This is a genomic window from Acaryochloris marina S15 (genome assembly GCF_018336915.1).
In the GTDB taxonomy this organism is placed as follows: Bacteria; Cyanobacteriota; Cyanobacteriia; order Thermosynechococcales; family Thermosynechococcaceae; genus Acaryochloris; species Acaryochloris marina_A.
In genome coordinates this window covers 385894-398775 of the sequence record NZ_CP064923.1, presented here as the reverse complement: position 1 = coordinate 398775, position 12882 = coordinate 385894, and the positions used below count along the sequence as shown (strand labels likewise).

General features: G+C 47.3%; 12 protein-coding genes. 6 read left to right on the top strand and 6 right to left on the bottom strand.

The genetic code is table 11. The features are described 5' to 3' along the window. Window positions 1–6 precede the first annotated feature (6 nt). From I1H34_RS32910 to I1H34_RS02520, 3 genes are all read right to left on the bottom strand, one after another. On the bottom strand, window positions 7–1563 hold the full coding sequence (locus I1H34_RS32910) for a 2-phosphosulfolactate phosphatase family protein (RefSeq protein ID WP_212664200.1): 1557 nt from the start codon (window positions 1561–1563) through the stop codon (window positions 7–9). Between the two features lie 177 nt (window positions 1564–1740). Next, window positions 1741–2808: a high light inducible protein gene (locus I1H34_RS02525; protein ID WP_212664199.1), complete on the bottom strand. Its 1068-nt coding sequence runs from the start codon at window positions 2806–2808 to the stop codon at window positions 1741–1743. A gap of 253 nt (window positions 2809–3061) precedes the next feature. Next, window positions 3062–4120 (bottom strand): chlorophyll a/b binding light-harvesting protein, encoded by a 1059-nt coding sequence (locus I1H34_RS02520; RefSeq protein ID WP_212664198.1) that lies wholly within the window; start codon window positions 4118–4120, stop codon window positions 3062–3064. 593 nt (window positions 4121–4713) lie between these two features. On the opposite strand from I1H34_RS02520, the gene I1H34_RS02515 reads away from it, so the two are divergent. Both I1H34_RS02515 and lspA read left to right on the top strand, forming a co-directional pair. Continuing rightward, window positions 4714–5361 (top strand): biotin transporter BioY, encoded by a 648-nt coding sequence (locus I1H34_RS02515; protein WP_249369729.1) that lies wholly within the window; start codon window positions 4714–4716, stop codon window positions 5359–5361. 3 nt (window positions 5362–5364) lie between these two features. Further along, window positions 5365–5853, top strand: coding sequence for a signal peptidase II (gene lspA, locus I1H34_RS02510; RefSeq protein ID WP_212664197.1), 489 nt, complete (start codon window positions 5365–5367; stop codon window positions 5851–5853). Window positions 5854–5872: 19 nt separating this feature from the next. Here lspA and I1H34_RS02505 read toward each other — a convergent pair whose 3' ends face one another. The 3 genes from I1H34_RS02505 to I1H34_RS02495 form a co-directional block, all read right to left on the bottom strand. Beyond that, window positions 5873–6592 carry a TVP38/TMEM64 family protein gene (locus I1H34_RS02505; RefSeq protein ID WP_235107076.1) on the bottom strand — a complete coding sequence of 240 codons (720 nt, stop codon included), beginning with the start codon at window positions 6590–6592 and terminating at the stop codon, window positions 5873–5875. Between the two features lie 145 nt (window positions 6593–6737). Then, window positions 6738–7571 (bottom strand): HAD-IIB family hydrolase, encoded by an 834-nt coding sequence (locus I1H34_RS02500; protein ID WP_212664196.1) that lies wholly within the window; start codon window positions 7569–7571, stop codon window positions 6738–6740. Next, window positions 7564–9369, bottom strand: a complete 1806-nt coding sequence (locus I1H34_RS02495) for a sugar phosphorylase (RefSeq protein ID WP_212664195.1) — start codon at window positions 9367–9369, stop codon at window positions 7564–7566. The genes I1H34_RS02500 and I1H34_RS02495 overlap by 8 nt, the downstream gene beginning before the upstream one ends. Window positions 9370–9651: 282 nt before the next feature. Here I1H34_RS02495 and I1H34_RS02490 point away from each other — a divergent pair, with 282 nt between their 5' ends. The 4 genes from I1H34_RS02490 (at window position 9652) to I1H34_RS02475 (ending at window position 12808) form a co-directional block, all read left to right on the top strand. Beyond that, complete coding sequence (locus I1H34_RS02490) at window positions 9652–10887, top strand: glycosyltransferase family protein (protein ID WP_212664194.1); 1236 nt, start codon at window positions 9652–9654, stop codon at window positions 10885–10887. A 185-nt stretch (window positions 10888–11072) separates the two neighbouring features. Further along, window positions 11073–11987, top strand: a complete 915-nt coding sequence (locus tag I1H34_RS02485; RefSeq protein WP_212664193.1) for a branched-chain amino acid transaminase — start codon at window positions 11073–11075, stop codon at window positions 11985–11987. A 282-nt stretch (window positions 11988–12269) separates the two neighbouring features. Next, window positions 12270–12524 carry a hypothetical protein gene (locus tag I1H34_RS02480; RefSeq protein ID WP_212664192.1) on the top strand — a complete coding sequence of 85 codons (255 nt, stop codon included), beginning with the start codon at window positions 12270–12272 and terminating at the stop codon, window positions 12522–12524. Between the two features lie 71 nt (window positions 12525–12595). Continuing rightward, window positions 12596–12808: a hypothetical protein gene (locus tag I1H34_RS02475; protein ID WP_249369727.1), complete on the top strand. Its 213-nt coding sequence runs from the start codon at window positions 12596–12598 to the stop codon at window positions 12806–12808. The last annotated feature ends 74 nt before the right edge of the window (window positions 12809–12882 follow it).

Here is a 12882-nt window from a genome sequence, read left to right as displayed (position 1 = left end):
GGTAATTTACTTTTCTTTTTTGTTGGGGACACGCTCATACCCAGGCTTAGTCTTCGTCATTTTGCCCCATAGCCCCTTCACATCCTTAAGCAGTGCTTCCCCCTTCTCTGCTATTTCTTTGGTATCAACCTTGGGTTTACCTGCATCTGACACTTTCTCTGCTGCTTTAGGTGCTGCCTTCTCTACCTTCGGCTCAGACTTTGCTGCTGGTGCATCAGCTTGGGGTGCAGATGAAGACTGCTCCTGCGGCTTATCCGCACTGCTCTTCGGCTCTACCTTAGCCACAGAAGTCGACTTCTCGCTCTCATCCTTCGTAGCTACTTTCGGTGCCGTTGATACTGATGAGGACGCAACTTTAGGAGCGGGAGCAGTAGTATCTTTAGCCTCTATCTTGGCCTTAGGAGCGGCTGCCATGGGTGTAGGTTTAGTCTCTGCTTTGGGCTTCTCTTCTGTCTTGGCCTTAGGCTTAGCTTCTGCCTTAGGCTTAGTCTCTGTCTTAGACTTCACTTCCGCTTTCGCCTTAGGTTTTGCAGCTACCTTGGGTGCCCCATCTGTTAGAGATTTCGCTGCAGGCCCCTTCGATTTGGGCTTCGTCTCGACTTTAGAGGCTGGCTTATCTTTGCCCTTGGATTTGACGTCTGCTTTGGGCTTCCCGTCTTTCTCGTCTACTTTGGAAGCTGCGTTCTTCGATTTAGATGGCTTCTGCTCTTCTTCTTTGGCCTCAGGCGCTGGAGCTTCTATTTCTGGATTGGCGACTGCTGGCACGTTGACGGGCTTACGACCCACTAAGCGACCTAAGAATTCACAGGTCTTTTCAATAACACCTGCTTTACGCTGAACAAATATGCCCAGGCCTTTTTGAATCGGTAAGGTATCCAATACGTCTAACTGGGAGCAATAAGCGACATCGGCTTTACCTCGCATCTTTAATAGACGCTGACCATGACTGGCACTGGCTAATAATTCGGGTAGCTGGTCTTTCCACTGCCGAAATAAGGAGACGGCGGCAATGGCTTCGTCATTCCCCGCTAGTTTACTGAGGGGGGTTTTGCCTACGGCTAAGATGCCGTCAATAATCGCACCGGCACATACGGTATCTTCGAGAGAATAACTGCCTTCCCAACCGGAAGCTACTAGCCAAACAGTCCCGGGACGCTTGGTGGCGAGATAGTTAACGACGGCCTGGCGGTTGGTCAAGGAGGCCATCAGGACTTTGGAGGCGTTCCGCACGCTTTCGGAACAGCGGGTCCCATTTGTTGTACTTAAAAATAATCGACGGCCTTCGGTATTCTCAGGGGTAAAGGCTAAGGGGGAGTTCCCAAATTCACAGGATTTGACTTTTCGACCGCCTCGTTCACCTGCCCGAATTCGCTTGTCTTCCTCTACTGTTTCGCTGGCTTCTAATAATGGTTCAATATCACTAAAAACTTGGACGGCGGATGCTCCGGCATTAATTGCTGCAGCGATGGTGCTGCTGGCTCTCAATACGTCGATAACAACGGCACAGCCGGGTAGACGATTATTGGGAATCTCTTCGGGGGTATGGTAAACGAATAATTTCACGGGATAAAGATGACCTATATCGTTATTTTCTATCGAGTTCTATTTTATGGGGCTTTGTTGCCACTTCTGCACGGTTTTTACCTTTTCATGCAAAAGGGCAAGCAGGATGTCCTGCTTGCCCTTGATAACTGATTTAAGGGTCTCTAGTTTAGGTTAACCAGAAACTATCAGGGGGCTTTATTTGGTCAGGGCGTGTAGTTTCTCTCCACGCAGGCCATGCCAAAGGCCACCGCCAACCATCCAAAGAAGTCCAAGAATGAGTTGAAGGGCGGCTGCGCCTCCACGGTCTACTCCATGAAAGATGGGGGGATAGGCTACATCACAATATTTGATGAAGATGGAGGAGCTAATGCCCATGAATCCAACTGCAGCGACGCTCCAGGAAAGAATGACCTCGCCATTGAGGATTCCTTCGGAGGTGGTCCAACCACCATTTGCGGGTGAGAAGACGGGACGCTTGTTGAAGATGGGGGTAGCTTGACGATAGACGATGTGGAAAATTGCACCGGCTACGTCTAGAGCGCCAACGAGGAAGTGTCCACCGATGACGTCTTCCATGTTGTCGACTGCGGCCATGCCGGCTCCGCTCCAGCCGTTGGGGGTGAATCCGAACAGATAGCCAATCAGGCGAGCAGGATTCAGGTTAGGGCTAATTTGATGAACGGTTTCAGTGTTGATGTCATACATTCCGGTGCCGTAGGCGGCGTTGCCGGCGAAGATTAAGCACGCAACTCCGATGAAGAGTAGGTGATAACCCAGAATGTAGGAGGTGCTCTCAAAGTCTTCCCACTCGTAGTGGAAGCCAGCGGAGGTACTGCCTTCGGGACAGTCACTCAGACGAGCTTCTCCTCGGAAGGTGTGATACAAACCGGCTGCACAACATACGGCGGCGATGAAAAAGTGCAGGACCCCAATTACGAAGAAGGGGTAGGTGTCGACGATCTCTCCACCGGCACCCACGCCAACCCCAAGGGCGGCGAGGTGGGGCATGAATACCATGCTCTGCTCTGATAGGGGAATGCCGGGCTGATAGCGGGCGACTTCTTGAACGATGAAGGCGCCTGGGACAACACTCATCAAGGCTGCGTGGCATTGATGGGCTCCCAAAAGCATCCCTGACAGGTCGGTCATCCGGACGTTGCCGGCCCACCATTGGTTCTCAAAGTTGCTTAATACGGATGTCGGTAATTCGTTCTGGACGGCGGCTACCTTACCGCCTCTTCTTCCTCGTACAGATGCTGTCACAACTGTTTTCCTCTTTTATTTCGGTTAGCTGACAAAAGAACTGTCGGTAACGACAAAATTTTTTATGTGAAGGACTCAACGCTTAGTGATTAGGTTGAGCTAGACATATTAATGTATTCGAATGCTTCTTAATGGAAGAAGAAGTATATACACCGCTAAATATAACGATGCAAAACTCTCGCTCCATCAAAAGTTCAAAAACGCTACATAAAATTTGAGCGCTTTCAAACTTTTGATTAAAGTGAATGTCGTCTTACACTTCAGCCTCGATTTCGATCGGGGTAGTTGTAAAGAATCGAGTCAAAACACGGAAGTCAAAGCCTGAAGACCGCAAACAATGGAATAGGTGTCCTTGTAAGCAGTAGAAAGCCCAGAAATAATGGAAGTTAGAAATCCAGAATCGAGTGGTATGTCCACTAGCAGCAACATCTAAGGTGTCAGCGAAGTTAGGCAAGAAACCTAGATTGGGTTGCAGAACAGGACCAAAGAACTCAACTGGGAAAACAACATCATTGACAGAGCAGAAGTAAGCGGCGTTGAAGCCAGCAAAAGCTAAACCACCTAGCGCATAAGCTAGTAAGGCTTCTGCATTCTTGATGTAGATACGATCGGTATAAGGCCAAGGCTTAACAAGAATGTGGAAAATGCCACCAAAGGTGTACAGTGAACCCACAAACAAGTGACCACCAATTACATCTTCAAGATTGTCAACAAAGTAAGGGTTAAAGCCAGGTGTAGCCCAACCATACTTGAAGAATCTGACGACGTTTAGAGTCGGAGAAATGGCTCTAACTTCGCCAACGTTGGGATCATAGACACCATGAGTCATGGCCCATCCTGCAAAGAGGAAAGTGGCTAAGCCTAAAAAGATTAGGTGGTGACCCAGGATTCGTCCTTGAGTTTCAAAATCATCCCATTCGAAGTGGAAGCGTTGACCGGCATTGGAGTCACTATCAGAAAAGCTCTTGGGGCCTGTCAAAATGTGAAACAAAGCACCAGAGGCAAAAATTGCTGCAGCAACTAAGTGGATCATTCCAACTGCGAAAGCAGGATAAGTATCAAGAATGACGCCACCTTCGCCAACCCCAAACCCTTCACGGGCTAGTTGAGGTAAGCAAACGAAGTTTTGAGCGTAAACAGGAATATCAGGGTTGTATCTAGATAATTCAAATAATGTAAAAGAACCGGCAAAAAAGCACATGGAGGCAATTTGACCGATGTGAGCTGCTAAAAACTGAGCACTATAGTCTGTATAGCGTGAGTTACCAGCCCACCATTTATATTCAATGTCGCTTTGACCATAAGTTTGCATTGTTAAGCTATCTCCTCCTCTGTTATCGGTGCCACCGTAACTTTATTATCAAACTTAATACAAAATACTATCAGACCTCGCCCGCTAAGTAATGTTAATTTGACTGCAGAGCAGATATACTTAGTGGCTTAATTATGAAGTATCGTTTTCTTACATCCTAACACTGGCAAGTCTTTCATCCAATAAAAGTTCTATAATGCAAACCCATACGTAGGTCTAGAGATGCTAGGTGCTTGTCTATCAGCATCCAATACTCCAAAACGTTGGGCTTACAACGCCAGTGGTTAAGGCAGAATAAAGCCAGTGGATATATATTGAAAGATTGCGAAAGAGAGCAAGATTCAATCCATTAGCCATGAGATAAACAAAGCCATCTCATCCAAAAATTTCCAGGGTTTTAGGGTTTATAAATCGATATAGAATAGCCCTATTGTGATCATCTCAGCTTTTGAAAATTGAGCGAAAGAGAGTCACTGACATTGAATTCCTAGCGATTCAGAATATAAAGAAAGCGTGGTGGTCTTCCTTACGCATAATTGCTTAGCGACAAAAATTTGTACTAGATTGTCCACCACTCCCCTACTCTGTTTCTAATGGATGATCGCATTGCATCTGTGAACTACGATTCCAAATACTCTCTATTGCGTTCCAACCCCGTGCTGACCACTTTTGATGAACTTCTATGGGCAATTATCGGACTCTTGTTAACCATCAATGGAGTTTTCATCGAGGTTGCAGTTCCTGTCCCGTCGACATGGCCCATTGATTGGAATCAGATCGATCTTTATTCCTTAGGCGCAACATTACAAATAGGGGCTGTCTTATTAGTAGGGTGTTTAGGGGGTAAAAATGCAGGAGCACTCTCCCAAATTGCCTATTTAGTCTTGGGGCTAAGTGGTGTTCAAGTTTTCTCTCAAGGAGGTGGCCTAGGTTATGTACAAGAACCTACTTTCGGCTATCTACTCGGCTTTTTGCCAGGGGCATGGATGTGTGGATATTTAGCCTTTCGCAGCCAAAAGAGTCGCATCGAGACCTTATTACTGAGTTGTCTGTGTGGACTGCTAACGATTCACTTATTTGGAATTATTTATCTGACTGGCTTATCCCTGTTACAGTTGTCCTCTTTTAGTTGGGGGGCCTCGATCTGGCAGTTTTCGATTTTGCCATTTCCTGGGCAGTTGATTGTAATGTGTGCCTCTGCTCTGATCGCATTTTTGCTTCGACGAATCTTGTTCTATTGACCTATGCGCTGGAAAAAATGGTTGTTTTGGGTATCTGCCCTGTTGAGTGTGGGGGCTGATCAGCTCACTAAGTTTTGGGTCACTCAGAACTTCGAACTACGTAGGCCGCCTGAGTCATGGCCTCTGATTCAGAACGTGTTTCATTTCACTTACGTGACCAATGATGGGGCAGCTTTTAGCCTGTTCAAAGATAGTCCGCTTTTACCTTGGCTATCGTTACTTGTTTGTCTTGGATTAATTGGACTGGGCTTATTTGGACCTCGCTTACCCCAATGGGAACAAGCAGGTTACGGTTTTTTACTAGGTGGAGCTGCGGGGAACGGGATTGATCGAATCTTTTTGGGTGAGGTGATTGACTTTTTAGACTTCCGCCTCATTCAGTTCCCTGTGTTCAACATTGCAGATATTTCGATCAATATAGGCCTAGCATGCCTCTTATTTGCAACTTGGCAAAGTAGTCGTAAAGACTCACGCAAAACACCTACGCCGTAAGTGCTTCATAGCCCTAACATTATGCTGGCTCAATTTTGACAAGTGTGTTGAGACGATCACCTGTGAGACGAATTAAAACGATAGGAAGAACAATGATGCTCATCAAGAGCAGGCCAGTGAGTCCTAGCATCTGAGATGGATCAGCGATACCGCCCATGTAGGTCAGAAGTAACGTGGATGGAATCATGCCCACCAAGGTCGCAGCAGCATAAAGGGGGAATGACAAACCCGCCATTCCAGCACCATAACTGACTAAATCGAAAGAGAGTACAGGAAGTAGGCGGCTGACAAAGATAAACCAGCCCATCAGATTCGTTGCCAAATCAGGAGAAATGGTAATCCTTTTACCCGTTAGGGTTTGGAAGAAGGGTTGTCCGAGATACTTGCCCAAACCATAAGCGAGTAATGCGCCTAAAAATCCGCCGATGATTGTGTATAACCCTGCGGTCAGTGGTCCCCACAATGCGCCCGCTGCGATCGCAAGAGGTGCACCCGGAATTTGACTCGCCACCACCGAAACAATCAGCAACCCGATGTAAGCCACAGGCCCCCAGGGTCCTAAGCGATTTACCAAATCCTGAAATCCCTCCACAGTGAATACCTGCCAATTCAGGGTAGGTAAGTGATCGGTCATGGCTAGGGCACCCAAGCTGATGAGCATCACCATCCCCCCCCAGAACCAGGGAGATAAGTAGCTGCGTTTCACATTAGATTTCAGGGCCAAGGAGCATCCGTTCATGATGATAGGCAGGGAATGAACTAACAGTCATTAGCTTCGCTAAAGTGACTGAGGCTATCCCAACCCTTATCTGAGGAAACGATAAGAACTCCGTGAAAGGCTCTCAGAAATAGCAAGGATGTCAGATCAAAGACATCCCAAATTCCTATGACCAATACTGATCACGCACCTGTGACATCGCCATAGCCCAACCCTGAGCACCTGTAGCCGGTGCGATCTGCCAACCTTGATGGGCTAAACCTGGATGAGGGCCTTCTGCCCCTGGAATCACAATCGGAATATCAACGGCTTCTAACATCGCTAAATCATTGGGACTATTGCCCAGCCCCACGGTCTTAATGGGGGCCTGAAACCCTTGATAGCACTGCACCAATAGCTTTACCGCTTTACCCTTGCCCGCCCCTAAGCCAATCAGGTGACAGAAGCGATCGCCCACCAAGACCTGGAACCCAATCTCAGCAACATGCTGCTCCAAATCAGTAGCGGCTAACCCTGGATTTACAAAAGGCTCTGTAAACTCGCGAGCTTGAGCTTTGAGTACCTCTTCTGAGCGGAGCCCGGTTAATGCGACTAACTCCTCTATACTCATATCTCCAAAGCCCCTGAGAGGCTGGTTGAGCTTTTGGGCCAGGGCTTTTAGCCCTTGTCTAGCCTGATCATAGGTACAGCCTAAATAGAGGCACTGATGCTGTTCCCATAACTGATGAGGGATATCCATTTTGGCAGGATCAAAGCGCTGATCCGTGAGAGGGATAAACACCCCACTCCCGTTTTCAACCACAAAAGGTTCTTCAAAAGAGAGGGATTGAAGCAGATCCTCCACCTCAACCCGCGTTTTACTGGTCACGGCAATGACTGGGATCTGATGCTCTTTCAACCAGGCCAGCATCGGCAAGGCTGCATCATATCGATAATCATCGTGGTTTAAGAGAGTGCCATCTAAATCCGTAAAGACCAAATAAGAGGCAGAGTTAGCCATTATCTGTCTCGACTCCTAAAGTGCAAGTTTGCCCATCCGCTTCAAGACCCTCAAACTTATTGGTAATCCACAGAGACTGATAGGGCTCCAAGAGCAAAGTGTCATAAATCCCTCGAATACAAGACCCACTAATGAGGTCATACCACGGATCAATAGTGACCAGGTTAAGGTCAGAGAGCTTCAGTTTCTGCTGGCAATCGCTGAGATTATGAATGGAGAAAATGCTCTGATCGCGGGCCATACTCTGCCGCCAAAATGCAAATAACGCTTGATTAGGCAAATGCAGGGTGTATTGAGTGGCGTTGGGATGGAAAGCATCTTGTTGGCGACGAATCTTAATCAGCCGGGTGAGCCCTTTCAAGACAATGGCATGGGGAGACGTTTCATCTGCTAACTGCTGTTCTAAGGCTGGAAGAGACCACTGATGACGATTAATGGACCGCTTGCGCTCCGTACGATGAACATTCTCCCAATCATTATGAGTAGCGAGCAAACTGTGAATATAAAAGGCTGGGATTCCTTCCAAGGACATCATGATCGTTTGGGAACAGATAAAGCGCTCGATCTGCCACTGGTCTTTGCCTTTCGCTGTGCCTCGGAGGGCATCAAAAAAGGAAATATTGATTTCATAGGGTGAATCAATTCCCTCAGCATTGGTGCGCATACTCAGGGTGCCACCAAAGTCTTCCATACAGTGAAGTAAGGTTTGGTACTCTGCTTCAGTCAAGAGACCTTCTGTCGGTCGTAAGCCAATGCCATCATGGGAGGCCGTAAAGTTGAAGTAAGCACATCCCAAAGGGGCTGGGGGCATACTCATCATCCAAGTTTTTAAATGTTCAGCCTTGCCCTGGAGCAACGCATTCAAAATCAAGGGCGGCAGGCTGAAGTTGTAGATCAAATGCGCTTCGTTCCGATTGCCAAAGTAGCTGAGGTTTTCGCGATTCGGCACATTGGTCTCGGTGATCAATGCCACCGACGGATCGACCATTTCCAGGATTTCCCGCAACAAGCGGACCATGGCATGGGTTTCCGGTAGATGAATACAGGAGGTTCCTAACCGTTTCCATAGGTAACCAATGGCGTCCAAGCGGATATACTTAGCACCCATTTGCACATAAAACAGCAGAATTTTGGCAAATTCGAGCAGCACCTCTGGATTAGCAAAATTCAGGTCAATTTGATCGGCACTAAAGGTAGCCCACACATGCTTGGGACCCGCTAAGGTCTCGACTTCTACCAACAAGGGAGAACTTCGAGGGCGAACAACCTGAGAGACATCCGCACCGGGATCTACTTCGACAAAATAGTCCTGCCCCGGATCAGCACCTTGCAAATAATTCTGAAACCATTGGCTTTGGCTAGAGACATGGTTGAGAACCAGGTCAGCCATCAGTTCAAAGGACTGAGCAATCTGCTGGATATCTTCCCAAGTGCCCAGTTCATGATTGACGGCTTTGTAGTCGATAACCGAAAAACCATCATCAGAACTGAAGGGACAAAACGGTAAGATATGCACCCCAGTAACCACATCTTGCAAATGGGCTTTGAGAAAGTGATCTAATGTCGCTAAGGGAGGGCTACCATTCTGCGGGCGAATGGTATCTCCATAGGTGATTAACAGAATGTTGTCTTGACTCCATTTGTGCAAGTTCTCAGAAATGGAGTCTGCAAAATGGGGTTGTAACAGTTCGAAGAGCTGTTCAAGTATTTGTTCTAGGGAATCTGGACCATAAATTCTTTCCAGCAGGGCTTTCACTTTGATGGTGAAGGCTTGATGCTGTTGAGCTCGATCAATCATGGGTATCCCAAAATAGACAAATTTTAACGGCTGGGAACTATGGAGCTAGCCTTATCCAAATGAGAAGCGATAATTGTATCGTATGAATCAATTTTTAACTCTACCTCTCTGTTGAGCTTGGTTTGAAGACACCAGTATCTTTGAATACACCTGGCATCAGTTATGTACGCTATTTTGCAGAGATGGATATCAAAAATTTTGTCGTGAAGGTAACATTGGCATACCCCAAAGAATTTAACAATTTATCTAGAAGTACAACCGCTCAAGGATTTAGGTCATTGCATGGACTATAAGCAGGACTTAATCACTACCATTCACGATTTTGATTGTGATTTGGAGTTTTTAGAAACCCGACTCACCGAACTGACTCAGTCAAACCCTACAGCGGTCTTGATTCCTGCCCTCTACTCGGAATTAGAACGACCCGCTTTGGGGCAGATTTGCAATCACCTCAAGGACTGCGCATTTGTCCAAACGGTTGTCATTTGCCTCTACGCCGATAGTCTGCAGCAATATGCCCAGGCTGTTCAATTTTTTAGTGTCCTCCCGCAAAAGACTTATATCATTTGGGAGAATGGCCCCACCATCAGCCAGACCTTAGAGAATCTCAAAGAAAAAGGCTTAGATTTACTCAAATATAAAGGCAAAGGCCGAGCTGTATGGTTGGGTTTAGGGGTCGCTTCTTTGGAAGCCCATGCGATCGCACTTCACGATGCCGACATTACCACCTACGACCGGTCCTACCCTCTTAAGCTGCTCTATCCCCTTCTAGAGAAGGAATTTGGTATTGCCTTTAATAAGGCTTACTACGCTCGTCTAGGCCACTATCCTCGCAGCTTATATGGCCGCGTCACCCGTCTTTTTGTGGCACCACTGCTGACATCGCTCACAGATTTACTAGGGGATCGGGATTATTTACGATACCTTCATGCCTTTCGCTATCCCTTGTCTGGGGAGTTTGCTTTAACCCATGATTTGGCTTTACAAACCCGCATTCCTGGCAATTGGGGTTTAGAAATTGGCCTGTTGTCGGAAGTCTATCGAAATCTGGCCCACCGCCGTATTTCTCAAATTGATTTAGGGGTGTTTGAACATAAGCATCAACAGTTGGGGACCTCTGATCAGTCGGGTCTGCAAAAAATGTGCCGTGACATCTTGGGATCCGTTCTACGCACCCTGACCGAAACAGAGCAGGTGGTGCTGACCAAGGATCATATCCATGCTCTACAGGTCAAATTCCGCCGTTCGGCCCAAGATTATGCCCATCAATATTTCATTGATGCCAGCGTCAACAATTTGCACTTTGATCGCCACCAAGAAGAAGTCACCATCGAAACCTTCGAAAAAATTATCTTGGACGGTGGCGAAGCGTACGTTACGGATCCCAGAAGCTCGCAAATCCCTGCTTGGACTAGAGCTTTAGCAGTCATGCCAGACCTGCGAGAACAGCTCCGTGAGGCAGCCATACTAGATGCCGCTGAAGTCAAAGCTCTCCCTCTGCCTGTCACAGCTCCCTAGGCCGTTCATCACAAATAAGGTGGGTTAGTCTCAGAATCTGCCAGAAGTGAAGTGCTGTTAGCTTCTATAGGAGTGTCAGCCTATCGATGTTAGTCTCAATTAGGATGGCGGCAGTTCCATTCCCCAATGGTGGAGGGAAGAATGGATGCTGTCCCACCTAAATTGTTGAAGCATTGATCTGGGTTATGCATAATTTTTTGCCGACTGCCTACTTTGAACATCAGTTTGTCCCCTTCAAAGACGCGAATCTTTCCATTGCTACCCATGCCCTGCACTATGGAACGGGTGCCTTTGGCGGGTTGCGAGGCATCCCTGATCCACAAAACCCCAATCAAATTCTGCTCTTTCGCTTAGACCGCCATTGCCAGCGTCTCAGTCAGAGCGCTCGTTTACTTCACTTCGATTTACCGGCAGACAAAATTGAGCAAATTATCAAAGACTTTGTTCAAAAAAACCGTCCTCAAACCTCTTTCTATATCCGCCCATTTGTCTATACCTCCGACCTGGGGATTGCCCCACGACTCCACAACATCGAAAAGAACTTTTTCGTCTACGGCATTGAGCTCGGGGACTATCTCTCTCCCGATGGTGTAAGCTGCCGCATTAGTTCTTGGTGTCGACAAGAAGACCACAGCTTACCGTTGCGAGGCAAAATTAGCGGGGCCTATATCACGTCATCCCTGGCCAAGACAGAAGCTGTAGAATCCGGGTTTGACGAAGCAATTTTGATGAATGCCCAGGGCAAGGTGAGTGAAGCGTCGGGCATGAATATTTTTATTGTCCGCCATGGCAAAATTATTACCCCTGGCTTTGAGCAAGACATTCTGGAGGGAATTACCCGCGATAGTGTCTTGCAATTGGCGCGGGACTTAGGCATTCCCGTGGTCGAACGTCCGGTAGACAAGTCTGAATTACTGATCGCTGACGAAGTATTTTTAAGCGGAACAGCTGCCAAAATCACGCCGGTCAAACGGATAGAGAATTACACGACACCCAGTGACCGACCGATTACTGAAAAGCTCAGGGATAAGCTCACAGCCATTACCGAAAACCGCGACTCCCAATATCAGCAATGGGTCTTCCCCATTCCTCTCAATTAGACTACCAACCGTAATAAACAGGTTGAAAGAGTCCATCCTGACTTCACACCTATTAATTTTAGGTGCATAAACTATTGGCCTCTGTGAGTAAACAGTTCCTACTCATAAGTGGCAAGGGTATGCCTTAAATGATCGATTGCCTGAATCCAGGCTGTCATCAAACTAATCCTGAATCTGCAACGGTGTGTAAGCACTGTCAGGCTTCGTTACGATTGTGCGATCGCTACCGTCCCACTTGCCTCCTCGGTCAAGGAGGATTGGGCCGCACCTTTCTCTCCGTCGATGAAAACCAAGCAAATCACCAAACTTGGAAATCATGGCCTCCAAGTATCCGGTACGCCAACAATAGATAAGCTGCGAAGTTTTATCATTCTGGCCTGGGGTGGACCTTACACCGCTTCTGATATCAAAGCCACTCCTGCAAAAACACAACCCAGCAGCAACCCACTAGATGATTTGGGTTTATCCCATATACCCAATCAGTTGCCAAACGTCAAAGTTGCACCGCATATCGTCGTCATACCAAGCTGTGCCTGAAGATGTAACTCTCAAACTCGTGAAACCCAATACTGAGTTGGCTTAGCAAATAATCAAAATTACACTCTTAGGTGCTAATTGGTATCACAAACTATTGCGAAAGCTTACAACCCAGTCAGAAGCTACCCCCAAAAGCTGATTTACCTCAACAACAACCCCATACCTACAAAGACTGGCCTTGTCCAGAGGGCTATACCTTTGCCTTCACCGCTTTAGAAGTCATCAGCAAGTTAGCAGCAACCCAAAGCCCTAGCGTACTTTTTCAATTGCCACCATCAGATTAGCGTCCCCCAAATTTATTCACTCATGAAGCATTCAGAGTGGAGTTCATCTAGCAAGAAGCCAGTCCAGAATAGCT

What these genes read in the sequence shown, in the direction of transcription:
- lspA (WP_212664197.1), top strand. Translation starts at nt 5,365, where the DNA reads ATGCGCTGGAAAAAATGGTTGTTTTGGGTATCTGCCCTGTTGAGTGTG.
- I1H34_RS02480 (WP_212664192.1), top strand. Translation starts at nt 12,270, where the DNA reads ATGAAAACCAAGCAAATCACCAAACTTGGAAATCATGGCCTCCAAGTA.
- I1H34_RS02500 (WP_212664196.1), bottom strand. Translation starts at nt 7,571, where the DNA reads ATGGCTAACTCTGCCTCTTATTTGGTCTTTACGGATTTAGATGGCACT.
- I1H34_RS02515 (WP_249369729.1), top strand. Translation starts at nt 4,714, where the DNA reads ATGGATGATCGCATTGCATCTGTGAACTACGATTCCAAATACTCTCTA.
- I1H34_RS02485 (WP_212664193.1), top strand. Translation starts at nt 11,073, where the DNA reads ATGCATAATTTTTTGCCGACTGCCTACTTTGAACATCAGTTTGTCCCC.
- I1H34_RS02490 (WP_212664194.1), top strand. Translation starts at nt 9,652, where the DNA reads ATGGACTATAAGCAGGACTTAATCACTACCATTCACGATTTTGATTGT.
- I1H34_RS02505 (WP_235107076.1), bottom strand. Translation starts at nt 6,592, where the DNA reads ATGAACGGATGCTCCTTGGCCCTGAAATCTAATGTGAAACGCAGCTAC.
- I1H34_RS02495 (WP_212664195.1), bottom strand. Translation starts at nt 9,369, where the DNA reads ATGATTGATCGAGCTCAACAGCATCAAGCCTTCACCATCAAAGTGAAA.
- I1H34_RS02520 (WP_212664198.1), bottom strand. Translation starts at nt 4,120, where the DNA reads ATGCAAACTTATGGTCAAAGCGACATTGAATATAAATGGTGGGCTGGT.